Origin of the sequence: Verrucosispora sp. ts21 (genome assembly GCF_002879555.1) — a bacterium.
In the GTDB taxonomy this organism is placed as follows: Bacteria; Actinomycetota; Actinomycetes; order Mycobacteriales; family Micromonosporaceae; genus Micromonospora; species Micromonospora gifhornensis.
On record NZ_PNOZ01000002.1, the window covers coordinates 26,131 to 43,583 of the forward strand.

At 68.7% G+C, this 17,453-nt stretch carries 7 protein-coding genes; 4 read left to right on the forward strand and 3 right to left on the reverse strand.

The genetic code is table 11. The annotated features are described in order from the left end of the window. Window positions 1-45 precede the first annotated feature (45 nt). Both C1A38_RS00865 and nagA read left to right on the forward strand, forming a co-directional pair. Complete coding sequence (locus C1A38_RS00865; protein ID WP_233196554.1) at window positions 46-987, forward strand: ROK family protein; 942 nt, start codon at window positions 46-48, stop codon at window positions 985-987. Further along, window positions 984-2,093 (forward strand): N-acetylglucosamine-6-phosphate deacetylase, encoded by a 1,110-nt coding sequence (gene nagA / locus C1A38_RS00870; protein WP_102655918.1) that lies wholly within the window; start codon window positions 984-986, stop codon window positions 2,091-2,093. The genes C1A38_RS00865 and nagA overlap by 4 nt, the downstream gene beginning before the upstream one ends. 7 nt (window positions 2,094-2,100) lie before the next feature. Here the strand turns inward: nagA and C1A38_RS00875 are convergent, their stop codons facing one another. Beyond that, window positions 2,101-3,366, reverse strand: a complete 1,266-nt coding sequence (locus C1A38_RS00875) for a DUF4032 domain-containing protein (RefSeq protein WP_102655919.1) — start codon at window positions 3,364-3,366, stop codon at window positions 2,101-2,103. A 60-nt stretch (window positions 3,367-3,426) separates the two neighbouring features. Between C1A38_RS00875 and C1A38_RS00880 the strand changes: the two genes are divergently transcribed. Next, window positions 3,427-4,194 carry a phosphatase PAP2 family protein gene (locus C1A38_RS00880; RefSeq protein ID WP_102655920.1) on the forward strand — a complete coding sequence of 256 codons (768 nt, stop codon included), beginning with the start codon at window positions 3,427-3,429 and terminating at the stop codon, window positions 4,192-4,194. Window positions 4,195-4,203: 9 nt separating this feature from the next. Beyond that, on the forward strand, window positions 4,204-5,436 hold the full coding sequence (locus tag C1A38_RS00885; protein WP_102655921.1) for an APC family permease: 1,233 nt from the start codon (window positions 4,204-4,206) through the stop codon (window positions 5,434-5,436). Between the two features lie 504 nt (window positions 5,437-5,940). On the opposite strand, the gene C1A38_RS30580 is transcribed toward C1A38_RS00885, so the two are convergent. Both C1A38_RS30580 and C1A38_RS00890 read right to left on the reverse strand, forming a co-directional pair. Next, a complete protein-coding gene (locus C1A38_RS30580) occupies window positions 5,941-6,474 on the reverse strand; it encodes a hypothetical protein (protein ID WP_146017401.1) in 534 nt (177 codons plus the stop codon). A gap of 58 nt (window positions 6,475-6,532) precedes the next feature. After that, window positions 6,533-17,362, reverse strand: a complete 10,830-nt coding sequence (locus C1A38_RS00890; RefSeq protein ID WP_146017402.1) for a LamG-like jellyroll fold domain-containing protein — start codon at window positions 17,360-17,362, stop codon at window positions 6,533-6,535. Window positions 17,363-17,453 lie beyond the last annotated feature (91 nt).

Below are 17,453 nucleotides of genomic sequence, written 5' to 3' on the forward strand. Positions count from 1 at the left end.
CGCGACGGCAGGGTCGTCGTCGCGCTGGACGTGGGCGGCACCGGGATGAAGTGCGCGCTGATCCGTCCGGACGGTGCCGTGGTGCACGCCGAACGGCACCGCACCGGTGCCGACCGTGGGGCCGAGGCCGTGGTCGACACGATCCTCGCAGTGGCTGACGGGCTGGTCGGCACGGCGCGGACGGCAGGGCTCACCCCGACCGCGCTCGGCATCGTGGTGCCGGGCATCGTGGACCAGACCCGTGGCGTCGCCGTCTGGTCGGCGAACATCGGCTTCCGGAACGTACCGCTGCGGGACCTGGCCACCGACCGGCTCGGCCTGCCCACGGCGCTCGGCCACGACGTACGCGCCGGCGGCCTCGCCGAGGCGCGCCTCGGTGCCGGCCGCGACGCCGGGCACGTGCTGTTCGTGGCGATCGGTACCGGCATCGCCGCCGCGCACGTGGTCGCCGGAGCGGCGGCCACCGGCGCACACGGTGCCGCCGGAGAACTCGGCCACATCCTGGTCCGCCCGGGCGGTCCGCGCTGTGGCTGCGGACGCTCCGGCTGCCTGGAGGCGATCGCCTCCGCCTCGGCCGTGGCCCGCCGCTACACCGCACTCGCCGCCGGCACGACCGACAGCGCCGACACCACGTCGGACGGCGGGTCCGCTGCCGGGTCGACGCCGGGACCGACAGTGGTCACCGCCGCCGAGGTCGCCGACCGGGCGGCAGCCGGTGAGGAACTGGCCACCCGGGTCTGGCGGGAGGCCGTCGAGGCGCTGGCCGACGGCCTCGCGACCGGACAGGCGTTGTACGACGTGCAGACGATCGTGCTGGGCGGCGGCCTCGCCCAGGCCGGTCCCGGGTTGTTCGACCCGCTGCGCACCGCCCTGCGCGAGCGCCTGACCTTTCACCGGGAGCCACGACTCGTCCCGGCCGCCCTCGGTGACGAGGCCGGTTGCCTCGGCGCCGCCCTGCTCGCCCTCGACCAGTTGGAGGACTCATGACCGTACGGGTGAACGGCAAGGTGGTGACCCCGACCGGGGTCGTCCGGCAGGGCTGCGTCGAGGTCAGAGGCGACCGGATCACCGCGGTCGCCGAGTACCCGTCGGTGCGCGACGGGCACTGGGTCGTGCCGGGCTTCGTGGACATCCACACCCACGGCGGCGGTGGACACACCTTCACCACCGGCGACGCCGACTCCGCCCGGGCCGCCGCCGCGTTCCACCTGGGCCACGGTACGACCAGCCTGCTGGCCAGCCTGGTCAGCGCTCCCTTCGAGCTGATGCGCTCGGCCACGTCTGCCTTCGCGCCGCTGGTCCGCGAGGGGGTGCTGGCCGGCCTCCACTTCGAAGGGCCGTACCTGTCCGCCGCCCGCTGCGGCGCGCAGAACCCGCAGTTCCTCCGCGACCCGTCCACCGACGAGCTGACCGAGTTGATCAAGCTGGGTGACGGGGCGGTGCGGATGGTCACCCTCGCGCCGGAGCGGGCCGGGGCACTGGCCGCCATCGAACTGCTCACCGGCCACGGCGTGGTGGCCGCGGTCGGTCACACCGACGCCACGTACGAGCAGACCCGCGCCGCCATCGCGGCGGGCGCGAGCGTCGGCACGCACGTGTTCAACGGCATGCGTCCGGTGCACCACCGCGAGCCGGGGCCGGTCGTGGCGCTGCTGAGCACCCCGAACGTGATCTGCGAACTGGTCGCCGACGGGGTGCACCTGCACGACGGGACGCTCACCTTCGCCACCTCCACCGCCGGGCCGGAACGCTGCGCGCTGATCACCGACGCGATGGCCGCTGCCGGCATGCCCGACGGCGAGTACGAACTCGGCGGCCAGGCCGTGACCGTCGCCGACGGGGTGGCCCGACTGGCCGGCGACGGTGCGATCGCCGGCAGCACCCTCACCATGGACGCGGCCCTGCGGCACGCGGTGGCCGCCGGCATCCCGGTGCCCGACGCGGTACGCATGGTCTCCACCACCCCGGCGCTCGCCATCGGCCTCGGCGACCAGGTCGGCGCCCTCCAGCCTGGTCTGCGCGCCGACCTGGTGGTGCTCGACAACGACCTGAACGTCGTCCGGGTGATGCGCGGCGGCACCTGGGTGGAGTGACCCCGCATCAGCGGGGTGAGGGGATCTCCACGCCGAGCACCGCCTGCTCGTCGGGGCGGTGCACCAGCTCCTCGGTGAGGAACGACTGCACGGCGTGACGCATCCCGACGTCCCGGGCGGCCCGCTCGGAGAGCAGCCACTTGTGCTCGATGATCTGGGCGAACAACTCCTGCGGCTCCAACTTGCGGCGCAGGTGCGCGGGGACGGCCCGGACCACCGGCTCGAACACCTCGGTCAGCCAGCGGTGGGCGGCCTGCTGCTCGTCGGTCAGGTCGCTCTCCGCCCGGTACGCGTCGAGGTCGTTGAGCAGCTTGCGGGCCTGGTTCTCCTCGGCGTCCAGACCGGTCAGCCGGAGCAGTCGCCGGTGGTGGTAGCCGGCGTCGACCACCTTCGGTCGGATCAGGTAACGCCCGTTGCCGATTGTCGACATGGCCACCTCGGCCACGTCGAAGCCCATCTCGTTGAGCCGGCGGATGCGGCCCTCGATGTCGTGTCGGGCGTCCCGTTCGACCTGCTGCTCGTAGGTGATCTCGTGCCACAGCCGCTCGTAGCGCTGCACGACCTCCTCGCAGACCACCTCCGGGTCGATCGAGTCGTGCAGCAGACCGGCGGCCTGCAGGTCGAGTGCCTCGCCGAAGATGTTGACCCGGGCGATCTCCAGGTCTTCACCACGTTGACCGTTGGAGAGACCGTTGCGCAGCGCCCCGGTCTCCGCATCGACCAGGTAGGCGGCGAAGGCACCCGCGTCACGCCGGAACAGCGTGTTCGACAGCGAGCAGTCGCCCCAGAAGAAGCCGGTGAGGTGCATCCGGACCAGCAGCGCGGCCAGCGCGTCCAGCAGCCGGCCCATGGTCTCCGGTCGCAGCGTGTGCGAGAACAACGCCCGGTACGGCAGGGAGAACTGGAGGTGCCGGGTGATCAGCACCGGGTCGAGCGGCTCACCCGAGTCGGACTCCCGGTCGGCGACGATCGCCACCGCCTGCACCGACGGGAAGTCGATCCGCTCCAGGGCGCGCAGCAGGTCGTACTCCCGCTCGGCGACCCGCTCCCCGGTCTCCTTGACCGCGTAGACGTACCCACCGAGGCGCACGAAGCGCACCACGTGCCGGGAGATGCCCTGCGGCAGGGCGACCAGATGCTCGGCCGGCCACTGCTCCAGCGGTGTCGACCAGGGCAGGTCGAGCAGCGCCGGGTCCACGAGGGCCGAAGTGATCCGCACGCAGTCAAGTCTGACGCTTTCCCCGCCGGAACGCCTCCCCGCGTGGCTGGGCACACAGTCACCACGATCACCGCCCGAACCCGGCCGCCCGCGCGCGGCCGGTAGCGTGATCGGGTGCGAGAAACCACGACGGTACGCGGACGCGTACGCCTGGCACCGGTCCGACCGGCCGGCTGGTGGTTCGACGCACTGCTGCTGGCCGCCCTCGTCGGACTGACCGTGGCACTCGCCGCCGGCTGGTTCTTCGGCATCGACCGGTCGGTCGCCGACTGGGCCGACGCGCACCGGCCCACCGCCGCCCGGTGGGTCGCGATCATCCTCAACTACCTCGGTCAGGGCACCCCGTTGACCCTGATCGCCGCCGGCCTGTCGGTGCTGTTGGCGATCCGGCTGCGCTCGGTGCGCCCGCTGTTCGTCCCGGTCGCCGCCTTCGTACTCACGCTGTTCACCATCGGCCCGCTGAAGGTGTGGACGGCCCGGCCGGCACCGAGCGCCAGCATCAAGGAACCGTTCCTGCCGCCCGAGCAGACCCTTCCGCTGTTCCAGGAGGACCTGCCGGTCCGCTTCGCCCAGTCGTACCCGTCCGGGCACGTGGCCAACGCCATCGTCTGGTACGGCGTCATCGCGCTGCTGCTCGCACCCCTGCTGGCGACCCTCGGCCGGAGGCTGCCGCGCCGGGTGGTGCTGGCGATCCGGATCGTCCCGCCGGCCGTCGTGCTGTGCACCACCACCTACCTGGGCTGGCACTGGCTCAGCGACTCGGTGGCCGGGCTGCTGCTGGGACTGCTGCTCGACCGGATCCTGCACCGGGTGCCCTGGGACGAACTGCCGCTGCCCGCCCGGTTACGAAGTTGGGACCGGCCGTTCACCAAGCCTGTCTAGGCTGCCGCCGTGGATCAGCTGGCACGCCGGTTGGGCGTACCCGATGCCGTGGTCATCGGTCTGGGGTCGATGCTGGGTGCGGGCGTCTTCGTGGTCTTCGCCCCGGCCGCGGCGGCGGCCGGCGGCATCGGCCTGCTGGTGGCGTTGGCGCTGGCCGGCTTCATCGCCTACTGCAACGCGACAAGTTCGGCGCGACTGGCGGCCCGCTACCCCGAATCGGGCGGCACCTACGTGTACGGCCGGGAGCGGCTCGGCCCGTTCGCCGGTTTCGTCGCCGGCTGGGGGTTCGTGGTCGGCAAGACGGCCAGTTGCGCAGCGATGGCGCTGACCATCGGGGCGTACCTCTGGCCGGGGCAGGCTCGGCTCGTCGCCGTCGCCGCCGTCGTCGCGGTGACCGCCGTGAACCTGCGCGGCATCGCCAAGACCGCCACCGCCACCCGCATCCTGGTGCTGGTCGTGCTGGCGGTGCTGGCCCTGGTCGCGGTGGCCGGCGCGACCGACGTCTCGATCGCCCGGATCGACGCGCCCGGCGGCTCCGCCCGGGGCATCCTCACCGCCGCCGGCCTGCTCTTCTTCGCCTTCGCCGGGTACGCCCGCATCGCCACCCTCGGCGAGGAGGTACGCGATCCCGAACGCACCATCCCCCGCGCGGTGCCGCTCGCCCTCGGCCTGGTGCTGGTCATCTACCTGGTACTGGCCGTGATCGCCCTCGGGGTGCTCGGCCCGGAACGGCTCGCCGCCTCGGCCGCACCACTTGCCGACGTGGTGACCGCCGCCGGGCTGCCCGGCCTGGCCTGGGTGGTCCGTGCCGGAGCCACCGTCGCGGTGACCGGCGTGCTGCTCTCCCTGGTGGCCGGGGTCGGCCGCACCACCCTGGCGATGGCCCGCCGCCGTGCCCTGCCCGCCACCCTGGCCGCCGTGCACCCCGTACACCGGGTGCCGCACCGCGCCGAGCTGGCCGTGGCAGCCGTGGTGATCCTGGTGGTCATGCTGGCCGACGTACGCGGCGCGATCGGCTTCTCCAGCGTCACCGTGCTGGTCTACTACGCGATCACCAACGCGGCGGCGCTGGCCCTCGGCCGGGACTCCGACCGACGCCTGCCGGTGCAGACCCTCGCCGGGGCCGGGCTGGTCGGCTGCATCCTGCTCGCGGTCAACCTGCCGCTGGGCAGCGTGCTCGCCGGCTTCGGCGTGCTCGCCCTCGGCTCAGCCTGGTACGCCCTACGCGCAGCACGCCGCTGAACCAGCCCGGTCACTCCGTCTCACGCGGATGACCGGTGCCGACATACGTGAGCCAGACCGCACTTTGCCCGGTGCCTGCCAAGCCGCTCGACTGCGGCCGCGGGGCGATGCAGGAACTCGCTGAACGCAAGCGTCGTCAAGCCGATTATGGACCCAGTGGTACCACGAGGCTGCAGGTCCTCGTCGAGGTTGCGGTGGAACTGAGTGAGCCGACTCTCCAGGTGTGCGACAAGCAAAAATGTGGCCGACGCAATCAATCTGCACCAGCACCGCGCGGATGTGTTGGCTCAGAGGGATCAGCTCAGTACCAAACTTGGAGCCGAAGAGAGGAAGGCAAGTGGGAGGCATCGCCCGAAACTCGCAATCGAGCAAGAGACAGCACCTCCACCGACACCGGCCCGTCGAGATAGGACTGGACACGCGTTTAGATGGAGCCAGGTACGCAATCAGCCGCCCAGCCAGAGCCAACTAAAGAAATCCGCGGGCACGTCGCCCCAGAAAGCGTCAGAACAGACTTTCCTGCCCACCCGCCTGCTCCCCTTCGGGAGAATTGGGTGCAGGGCCGGTTACCGACGGATCATCGAGGTCATCGTAATAACCAGGGGCAGCGACCACCACGGATTCGAAGAATTCTCCAGCGGCGCCCTCTCCGCTAACCGACTCATCTCTGCCAAGCGCCAGGAAGAGATCCGGCGCAACGACGGTTGCTCCGTCGTTGATTATTTCTATTCGAACTCGGCTCCTCAGTCGTTCCTCTACGACATCACACCGATCACCAAAGACCGATATGTCCCCGTACAATACCCTTACCGTCGGATCATTGGGTCGATATATCTCGACCGCCTCCACCATCCCGACCCCATCGGCGTGGGCCTGGATTGTCATACCGTTCGAAAAGTGCGCGACACCACGACTTCCTCTCGAATAACCAGGCGCTTCGCACCCGTACAGACCGGACAGTATCCTCTCTGCCTCCCTGATGGGCATACCTAAGGCTACTCCAGCGGCTCCCCTGGGGGGATCTAGGGCAATATCCATTCACGCCATCCTGAAGCTTCAAGCCGACACGCCGAACCACTAAGTGGCACGACCGCCGTCACCAGAGAGTTAGCTGCACATGCACGGAGCCTTGGACTCCACGAGCACTCTGATATTGAGCATTTCCGGGGAGTCCCCCAATCATTTCTCCAATAGCATTGTTATACTCGCCGGGGAATCGCGAAACGACGTCATTGATGTCGTTCTGCATAGCGCGGTCAATGCGACCCGATGTAACAAGTGCACGCTGCTGCGCAAGCCACCTCTGGGCAGCCCTGCTGCTTCCAGTGGAGTTCACCTCCCGATGATGCTCAGTGCGCATTCTGATGGCCGGGCCACTGTACTCGGTAATATATCCCTTTGTCGCCGCCTTCTGCGGCATGTGATTCACCTGGTGACCGGCCCCCGACGGCGTCAACTGGCCGTGGATCCCGCCGTCATGCGGAAAGCCCCCGCAGTTGTGGACGAGGACTGGTTCGTCGTCGATGACGATGTAGTACGTATGGATGTCGGCGACGGTGAGGTCGCGCATCTCTTCGAGGCCGAGCCGGTTGAGCACCGCCACGACCGTGACCGCGCCCTGGCCCTTGACCAGCAGCTTCGTACCCGGCTTCAGGTCCTTCGCGTCGGTCCACTTGCGCTCCGAGGCGTTCCAGAACGGGTGATGCCAGGTCGTCTCGACCTTCGTCACCTTGCCGTCCTGGTCCTTCACGGTCAGGTCGGTCAGGTCCTCGTCGAGGTTGCGGTGCAACTGGGTGACCTGCTTGGGCACCGACCCACCCGCCACCGGATCGGTGGCCATGACCCGGTCACCGACGTTGACATCCTCGATCGGCCGACTACTGCCATCAGCCATCAACACCGGCGTCTTCGGATCGAAACTGTGCCGACGCCCCGCCGTCGAACACGACGCACCAGCCCCACCGACCGAAATACCGAACCCGCCACCGCCGGAGCCGCCGGCGACTGCACCACCACTGCGCGCGCCACCACCGCTCTTGCGGTTCAACGCGCCCAGGCCCGGCACCATGTTCTCCGCCGCCGTACGCGGGTTGTAGCTGCCCGTCATCGCCAGCTGCGACATCGCGTCCTCGGCACCGGCCTCGGCCGACTCGGTCGCCAACCGGCCCAACAGGCCCGTACCGGCCTTCTTCGCCACCGCCGCACCGACCCTGGCCGCGATCGCACCACCAGCACCACCGACCAGGCCGGTGACCGCGCCCGTGCCCAACGAACCCAACGCGTCACCGATGCTGTGGATGTCGCCCTGCGCCGCGTCCTTGGCCAGGTTGATCAACGCCCCGGCACCGACCATGCAGGCCACCGCGCCGGCTCCGGCGGTCACCGCGGTGCAGGCGATGCCGGCGAGGATCGCGCCACTGATCGCGGCGACCTCCAACAGGACGTCCTTGTGGTCCTTGACCCATTTCTTGGCCGCGTTCGTGGCATCACGTACCTGACTGATGGCCTTCTTGACGGTCCGCTGCGCCTTGGCCGCGACCTTCTTGCCGGCCTGTTTCGCCTTGGCGACCGCTTGCTTGGCCTTCTTCTTGACCTGGGCGACCTTCTTGGTGACGTGTTTCTTGGCCGCCTCGTACTTCTTCTTGACGGTGCGTTTGACCTGGTTGTACTTCTTCTTGACCTGCTGTTTGACCTGGGTGTATTTGCGTTTCGCCTGTTGGACCTTCTTCTTGACGGTGGTCTTGGCCTTCGTCACCGTCTTGGTCACCGTCGACTTGGCCGACCGGTACGCCGACGAGGCGTAGGACGAGGCGTACGAGTAGGCGCTGGAGGCGTACGACGAGGTGTACGAGTACGCCGAGCGGACCGTCGAGGAGACCGAACTGACCGCCCGAGAGAAGGACTTCTTGACGCTGCCCCAGCCCCAGTGCCCGGTGGGGTCGGTGACGATCAGCGGGTTCGCGTCACCGTACTGGTAGCGGTTGGCGTTGATCGAATCCGGGACGGGACTGTTGTTGGCCGTGTCCCGGGTGTCGAACTGCCCGGTGTCGGTGTTGTACCAGCGGGCGTGCATGTTCACCCGGTTGGTCAGCGCGTCCGTCCACTCCGACTGGTAGCCGAGCTGCCCCAGCAGGCCGACCGTGTTCAGCACCTTGCCGAGCGGGTCGTAGGTGACCGAGCCGGTCAGCGCCGTACCGGTCGGGCTGAACTGGCCGACCACGTCGCTGTGCAGGTCGGTCCAGACCAACCGCTTGTCACCGCCGGAGGCGGCACCGACCACCTCACCGGACGGCCCACGCACGTAACTCGCGGAGGCGTCGGCGGCCAGGTCGTTGCCGAGCCCGGTGTACGAGTGCCCGGGCCGCATCGCCCGACCGAGACCGTCGTACGTGTAGGTCTGCGTGCCGTTGGTGGACTGCTGCTCGATCACCTGCCCGAACGCATCGGTGCGGGTGATGTTGGCGCCGGCCTGGGCCAGGGTGCCGCGTGCGGTGTAGGTGTACCCGACGCCGTCGGCGTTGATCAGCCGGTTGCGCTGGTCGTAGTTGAACAGCTTGCTGCCGTTCTGCACCCGGTTACCGGACTTGTCGTACGCGTACGCGGTGATCGTGCTGCCGTTGTTCCACGAGGTCAGCCGGTCAGCGAGGTCGTAGGTGTAGGTGTTCGCCGCCGAACCGGCGAAGCCGGTCGTGGTCTTGGCGATGATGTTGCCGTTGAGATCCCAGTCGTACGAGATCTTCGCCAGCGAGGCCCCGGACGGCGACTTGAGTTCGTCGCCGTTGAGCCGGCGCAGCGGGTCGAAGGTGAAGTTGCGGGTGTTGCCGTTCGAGCCGTACGTGATCTTCGTGACCTGGGACAGCGTGTTGTAGGTGTAGGCCATCTGCACGCCGGCCGTCGGGTTGGCCAGCGTCGACAGCCGTCCCGCCACGTCGTACCCGTAGGAGGTGGTGCCGGCCGCGTCCTGCCGGGAGGCGAGGCGCCCGTCGGCGTCGTAACCGAACGCCGAGTTCCCGGAGGGGCCGGTCACCGACACCGGTAGATCACGGTCGTCGTAGCTGATCGTGTTGGTGCCACCGGGACCGGACAGCGAGGTCATCCGACCGGCCAGGTCGTAGCCGAACTCCCGCTCCTCGGTCTGCACCTCGGCACCGGCACCTGCCTGCCGGATCAGCTGGCCCGACTCGTCGTACGAGTTGGTCACCGTGACCCCGCCGGGCAGGATCTGCCGCACCGGCAGACCGCTGTCGTCGTACTCGATGGTGAAGGTGCGGTCGGCCGGGTTCGGGTGGGCGCTGGTGGCCGGTTCGATCTGCGACTCGGGCAGCCCCCACGAGTTGTACGTCGTGTAGAAGGCGTTGCCCCGCCCGTCGGTGAACCGGGTGCGGTTGCCTTCCAGGTCGTAGCCGAACGTGGTGACGATCGAATCCGATGCGGAGATCGGCTGGATCTGCTTCGTCAGCACGCCCGTCGCGTCGTACTCGAAGGTGGTGGTGGTACCGCGCGCATCCGTGCTGGACACCATGTTGCCGGCCCGGTCGTAGCGGGCCACCTGCTCGGAGAGCAGGGCACCGCCCGGGGCGCGCTCGGTCGTGCGGATCGCCCGCCCGGCCAGGTCGTACTCGACTGTGGAGTACGAGCCGTCCGGCCGGATGCTCCTGGTCGTCCGGCCCTCCGCGTCGTATTCGTAGCGGGTCCGGTTGTTGGCGCCGTCGAGCACCGAGGTCGGCTCACCGAGCACGTTGTACTCGGTGCTGCTGGTCACGCCGGTCGCGCTGGTGACCACCGAGGGCCAGCCCTGCGCGTTGTAGGCGTACAGGGTGGTGTGGTTCGTGCCCTGCTGCCGCACGACCTCCGTCGTGGTGACCGTCCGACCCAGGTAGTCGTACGTCGCGGTGGTGACCGCTCCGGTCGGGTCGGTGGACGACAGCATGTTGCCCAGGTCGTCGTAGGTGTAGGTGCTCGCACCGTCGTTCGGCGCGATCGTCTTGGAGACCCGGCCAAGTTGGTCGTACTCGTAGCGGGTCACCCGGCCCGCCGGGTCCGTCACGGAGACGAGCTGCCCGGCCGTGTCGTACGCCTGGGTGCTGCGCGGGACGATCGGGGTCGACGAGCCCGGCGGCGTGTACGCCGGGGCCTGCTCGGCCACGACCCGGCCGACCGCGTCGTACTCCACCACCGACCAGTTGCCGTTGGCGTCGCGGGTGTCGGTCGGCTCGTCGAAAGTGTTGTAGCCGACCCAGCTGACCGCGTTGGCCATCGCCGAGACCTGCCCGGCCTGCTCGACCAGGGCCGCCGGGGAGGTGGTCTTCACCGCCCGGCCTTCCTCGTCGTACCCGTAGTAGGTGGTGTTGCCGTTCGGGTCGGTGACGGAGGTGGGCAGGCCGTCGAAGTCCAGGGTCTGCGAGGTCCGGATGACCTGCGCGTCCGCCGCGGGCACGGCACCGGTCCTGACCTGCCCGATCTCGGCGGCGGAGAGCGCCTTCTGGTACGCCTGCACATCGCTGATCGAGCCGGGGAACCAACCGAAGCCGTCGGCGCCACCGATGGTGAAGCCGGTCGACACGTTGTTGAGGCTCTCGGTGACGTTCACCGTGGTTTGCAGCACACCGTCGGCGTAGAGCCGCATCGTCTTGCCGACGGAATCCACCGCGAGGGTCAGGTGCGTCCAGGTACCCGTCACCGCGGATCCGTGTGGACCGCCGCCGCCGAACCAGGTGATGGTGCCGTCGGCCTTGCGAACCGACATGGCGGCATACCACCGGTCACTGACCGGCGAGTAGAAGACCTTGAGTGCGGAGTTGCCGATCGCACCCGGCGCGGAGAAGACGAGTTGTTCGTCCCCCAGGGCGGCGTTCTTCGTGGCGAGCTTCACCCAGGCGGAGACCGAGTACGCCCGGGTGGTGTCCACGACCGGGCCCGACTTGAGGTACCCGGTGGTGCCGTCGAGCACGGCGGAGCCACCACGCTCGGTGGACCAGGTGACGCCACCGAGCGCGGTAGCGGGGCTGTTGCCGACGGAGTCGGCCGCCTTCGTACCCCCGGTCTCGGCGAGCTTCCACCGGGCCACCGGCGTCAGCGCCGTGGAGGTGTACTCGGTTTCGGCGATCGCCCGTCCGGCGTTGTCGTACATCGCCTCGGAGATGCTGGTGGGCGTGCCGTCCGCGCCCGAGGAGACGGTGGAGACCACGTTGTCGTCGGCGTCGTAGGTCAGGGTGGTGGTTCGCTTCAGCCCGTCCGGGTCCACCGTCGTGGAGATCGTCCGGCCGGCCGCGTCGTAGGTGGTCGTGGTGGTGGTGTGACCGTTGTTCGTCACCTCCCGCACCACGTTGCCGGCCGCGTCGTAGAAGTTCTCCTCGATCAGGAACTCGTTGCCCGCGTTGTCGGCGCGTACCACCCGCGCTTCAAGACCGTTGTCGGTGTAGGTGTAGCGGGTCTCCCAGTTCATCGAGTCGACCTCGCGGGCCAGTCGGCCCGCCGGGTCGTACGACCGCTGGGTGGTGACCAGATCGCGGGGCGCGGACGGATTGTTCGGGTCGCCGGTGAAGCCGACCACCGTCGAGGTGAGCAGGTTGCCCTCGACGTCGTAGGTGCTGGTGGTGACCCCGCCGTCGGGTTCGGTCTCGGTGACGATCCGGCCGTACAGGTCGTACGCGAACTGGGTGGTCTGGTTCGCCGCGTTGGTGACCGACACCTCCTGCCCGTACGCGTTGAAGGTGTGCCGGGTCGTACGCGGCGCGTCGCCGCCGGTCAGGTCGCTGACCGTGACCTCGGTGATGTTGCCGTCCACGTCGTAGGTGGTGCTGGTGTGGGCGGTGTGCACCGCGCCGGTGACCCGGTTGGTCACGGCCGGCTCGGTTTCGGTGATCTCCCGCCCGAGCAGGTCGTAGGTACGGCTGGTGACGAGCCCGGTGGGGTGAGTGTCGGTCACCTCGGTCTCGGTGAGCAGCCGACCGAGCCCGTCGTACGCGTAGCGGGTGATCTTGCCGCCCGGCTCGACGACCTCGGCGATGTCACCGCTGGCGTAGTAGATGATCCGCTGGATCTGCCCACCCGGCGTGGTCACCGTGTCCGGCAGGCCGGGCGGCGCGAACCCGCCGTCCTTGGCCGCGACCGTGGTGCCGTCGGTGTACGTCATGCGGGTGACCCGGCCGAGCGGATCGGTGATGGTGGTCTGGTTGCCCTTGGTGTCGTAGCCGTAGCTGGTCAGGTAGGTGTTGTCGGTCTCCGACGCCGACCGACCGTCGCGCAGGGTCAACATCAGGTCGTTGCGGGCGTCCGGTGTGAGGGTGGTGGTCGTCGCGTCCGGGAAATAGGTGTAGTAGACCGACGAGCATCTGCCGGCGGACTGGTCCTGGCAGGTGATGACCTGTTTGGTGTTGCCCCGGGCATCCTGGAGTTCCTGGGTCCAGACACCGCGCGGGTCGTAGGTGAGGTTTCCGTACCCGCCGACGTCGTAGCCGAACTTCGTGGTGTTGCCCAACCCGTCGGTCTGCGCCACCAGCCGGTTTCCGTTGACCAGGTCGTACGTGTAGGACGTGGTCTCACCGGTCGGCCCGGTCACGGTGATGGTGGAGACCGGCATCGGGAAGGCGGTGGCGACGCCGGAGATCATGGTCACCGCGACCGGGGCGGTCTGCTTCGACGCCAGGAAGTGCGTGGCCACCTGCTCGGCGGAGAGCTGCGAACGGTAGAACGCCACCTCGGCGATCGAGCCGGGGAAGTAGCCGACGTCTCCGGTGCCGTGCATGGGCCAGTTGCCGGCCCACTTGCCCGCCCCGACGTACGCGTTGACGGCGTCGGTGGTGACGAGCGCGTGGTCGAGCTTGCCGACGGAGATGCCGTCCAGGTAGAGCGACTGGGTGTTACTGGCGGCGGAGAGCACCACGTGGTGCCACTTGTTGTCGTTGACGGCTATCGGGCTGGTGATCACCCGGGTGGAACTGCCGGTCCAGAAACTACCTCGCAGCTTCCCGTCGGTACCGACATAGAGCGCGGGGGTCCAGTTGCCGGTCACTGCGGGGTCGTTGATCGGGCTGGCCTGGTAGCTGTAGAGGACGCCGCCCTTGTTGTTGCCGGACGGCATCTTGAACCACATCTCGACCGAGTTGGGCCCGGTGGTGGGCATGTCCTCGGGCGGCAGGACCAGATGCGAGGAGGTGCCGTTGAACGATCCGGCCTTGCTGTCGCTGAACGGACCGGCCACCCCGAGGGTGACCTGGTTGTAGGTGGCCGTACCGCCCTGCACCTCGTTGACGGCGTCGGTCACCTCGATCTCGCCGAGGCGCCAGTAGTCCGCCGGCTTGGCGCCGAGCACCGAGGCCGCGTAGACGTCGCTGCTGCCGGAGACGGTCGGGCTGCCCAGCTGCCACACCCCGCCGTTCTCGTCGGTGACCGTGGCGACCCGGCCGCTGACCTTGTCGTAGCCGATCTCGGCCGTGACCCCGCCCGACGGGCGGACCACCTTCTTGAGGACCGGATGACTGGTCCGACCGACGCTGTTGAGCTCGGCGGCGGTGGTGGCGGTCAGGGCCTGGTTGAAGAACGCGACCTCGGCGATGGAGCCGTTGAAGTAGGTCGCCTTGGCCGGGTTGGCACCGGAGTTGACGTGCGTCGGCCACGAGCCGCCGACGAAGCCCGCGCCGACAAGCACGTTCGCCGACCCGCCGGCGATCTGGGCGATCGTCCCGTTCAGGGTGCCCTTGAGCACGCCGTCGAGATAGAGCCGCTGCACGTTACCGGCACCGGCCAGCACCACGTGATGCCAGGCGCCGTCGGTGACCGCGACGTCCGTGGTGATCGTCGCGACGCTGCCGGTCCAGAATCCGCCGCGCAGCTTGCCGTCACTGCCGATGTAGAGCGACGGGGTGTAGTTGCCGGCGGTGGTGCCCTTGCTGATCGCGTCGGCCTGGTAGCTGAAGAGCACACCGTTCGGGGTGCTCGTCTTGAACCACATGCTGATCGACTGGTACTGGCCGTCGGCGACCAGCTTCCCCGGCAACTGGACGTGTGAGCTGGTGCCGTTGAAGGTCGCCGTGGTCGCGGTCGAGCCGGGCAGCGCGGCCGGCTGCCCGAGGGTCACGTTGTTGTACCGGGCGTTGTCGACCCCCGCGTTGCTCAGCACCTCGCTGACCGCGGTGGTCGCCCCGGCACCCTCGTCCAGTCGCCAGTACGAGTACGGGCCGGCGTTGAGCACCGCGTTGGCGTACTGCGAGGTGGTGTCCTGCTGATAAGTGGTGCACTTGGTGTGATCGGTCGGCGGGCACACCTTGGTCAGCTGATCGTTGGCGCCGTAGCTGTACGTCCAGGTGGCGACCGTGTTCGGGGCGCCGGGCACGGCCGGATCGGTGTAGACCGTGGCGACGTGCGGCTTGGTCGACCCGGCCGGGGTGGACCAGGTGAAGTGCAACGAGCGGCCGGAGGCCGACGTCGCTGTCGTCAGCTTCGCGGACGTGTCGTACGAGAAGGTCATCGCCCGGCCGTTGGCGTCGGCGATCCGGGTGACCTTGAATACCCCGGTGCCGGTCGCCCGACCGAAGGTGTAGACCGTGGCGTCCTTGTCGGTAAGCGTGTAGCCGGTGACCGTGCCGCCGGAATCCTTGGTCTCGATGAAGGTGGCGAACCGGCCGGACGGCGGACTGAAGGTGCCGTTGGCGTTGCGACCGAAGGCGACGTCCTGGCCGGTGGGATAGGTGACAAGCACCGACTGCACGCTGCCGGCGACGTCCTTGACCTGGGTCGCCCGCACGTCGACCAGGCTCGACCAGCCGGCGCCAAAGGCGTTGTCGCGGCGGGTGTCCAGGCTGTTGTAGCTGCGGGTCACCGACAGCGAGGGCCCGACGGTGCTGACGCTCGCGTCGGTTGCCGAGGTCGTGTAGTTGCCGACGCTCGGGTCGAAGCCCTTACCGGCGTTCTGCGCGAGGTTCGTGGTGAGCAACGGCTGCGGTACGGAGGTGGTGAACGCGTACGCGGGATAGACCGCGCTGTAGCTGACCTTGTCGTACACCCGGACGGTGTACAGGTAGGTCTTGTTCCAGGCCAGCTTGCCAGCCGGAACGGTCCAGGTGGGAGAGCTCACCCAGCCGGAGTTCACCACGGCGGCGTTGGTCGCGGCGTCAGTGATCACGTAGTTGTAGGTGAAGCCCTTGTTGGGCCAGTTGTCCGAGTCGACCGCCCGCGACAGCAGTTGCGGCGTGAGCGTGTTGACCACCGCGTTGTTGCCCGGGTAGCGCAGGTTGATCTGGGGCGCGACGTTGTTGGAGTACGTCAACTCCAGGTACGGCTTGTACGCTCCGGCCGAGTAGTTGGCGGCGGTGAAGCGCTTCCAGGCGGTCGAGTCGCTCACCGACGCGGTCAACGCCAGGCCCTCGTTCATCCCGCCCGTCGACCAGTCGTTGAAGGTGTCGACGGCGAGCGGCACGGTGACCCACTTGCCGGTGCTGCGGACCGCGTTGGTGTTCGTGCAGGCCGGGTAGTTGTCGGCGATCGTCAGCGAACCGATCGACGATGAGATCGCCGGACCGGGGTAGCTTCCCGTGGTCAGGTTCGCCACCGTCCACGCCTCGTTGACCCGGTGGACGTTGAACGGCTTGTGTGACGTGCAGTCGTACGACCAGGTGTGGAAGAGCTTCAGCTTCGCGGCGGTGATCCGCTTGCCCATCAAGCCGTCGTCGTCGAACTCGTCGAAGTGGATGAATGAGCGAGCCTTGACAGTGCCGCCGTTGTAGGTGCCGACCGGCAGGTTGTCACCGTTGTGGTTGGTCGTGCTGGAGTCGTTGTCGACGTAGACATCGCCGGTCGTACCGGTGGTGGTGGTCGGGTCCACCCGGACCGGGTACTCCCGCGCCGGGTCGTTGAGCCAGGCCGGGTCGGCGACGACCTTCAGAGCCAGCTGGCCGTCGACGGTCACCAGTTCGAAGCTGACGGCCGAGGACTCCGCCGGTGCCCCGGACTGCGGGTCGACCTTGGAGTCCTGCATGGATCCGTGCGGGAACCAGGCGACGGCCTTGCCTTCGCCGTTGAGCAGCTCCACCGATCCCTCAGACGTCGGGCGTGGCGTCAGCCCGTCCAATTCCAGGGGGAACACCCAGGTCGAGGCCGCCTCCGGCGACCGCAGGATCAGGGTTTCCTTGATCCCGGCGTCGAAGGTCGTCAGCTCCAGGTCGGTGTGCGGCAGGACGTCGCGGTAGAAGGCGGTGGCTCCGGTCACCTCGGGAGCACCGATGGCGCTGCCCTCCAGCCGGTAGGCGACGGACTCACCGGTCGGCAGGGTGAGCCGGGCCAGTTCCGCTTCCTGAGCGGTAGCACCGCTCCCGGTGCCGGAGGCGGCGCTGCGGTTGGCATCAACGGATGGCTCCCCGGCCACGGAGAGCTTCAGCCGGTTCGCCTTGACGTGCAGGCGTCCGTCGGAGCGGCGGGTCAGGTCGGAGTCGATCTTCTGCCAGGTGCCGTCGGCGGCCTGATAGTTGACCGGACGGTTGTGGGTGCGCTTGGTGAGCGACCCGTCCGCGTTGACGTAGACGTCGGAGCGGGCGCTGGACCGACGCGCGTCCCGCTTGCTGGTGCGGGCGTCGAACCCGGGCTCGGCGACTCCGGTCTCGTCCGGGGTGGACTCGATCTGATGCGGCTGGTACGAGTCGAGCGTGCCGGCGGCCGGCTTCGGTGCTCGCCCGGCGCCACGTCGCGCATCGGTCGCCGCAGCCGGCGCCTGGGGATCCACCTGCACCGGCCGACCCGCCTGCTGCACCGGCAGCCCGAGGAAGGCCGCGGAGGCGGACCATGCCGGATACTGCCTGAACCAACTCAGCCAGGTGAGCGGAAACTCCCCACCGGGCCGCACCACATCAGGCGGCACCGCGACGGTCAGCCCGAAGACCACAGCGACGACCAGCGCCGAGCGGCGACCGGCCTTGCCCAAGGATCGGCCCATGGCCGCTCACTCCCCCGTGAATATTGATGATCCTCGGGGGATTTTTGTGGCTAGCTGATCACGCGACAAGCTGTCCGAACGAACAGATCCT

What these genes read in the sequence shown, in the direction of transcription:
- C1A38_RS00890 (WP_146017402.1), bottom strand. Translation starts at nt 17,362, where the DNA reads ATGGGCCGATCCTTGGGCAAGGCCGGTCGCCGCTCGGCGCTGGTCGTC.
- C1A38_RS30580 (WP_146017401.1), bottom strand. Translation starts at nt 6,474, where the DNA reads ATGGATATTGCCCTAGATCCCCCCAGGGGAGCCGCTGGAGTAGCCTTA.
- C1A38_RS00865 (WP_233196554.1), top strand. Translation starts at nt 46, where the DNA reads ATGAAGTGCGCGCTGATCCGTCCGGACGGTGCCGTGGTGCACGCCGAA.
- nagA (WP_102655918.1), top strand. Translation starts at nt 984, where the DNA reads ATGACCGTACGGGTGAACGGCAAGGTGGTGACCCCGACCGGGGTCGTC.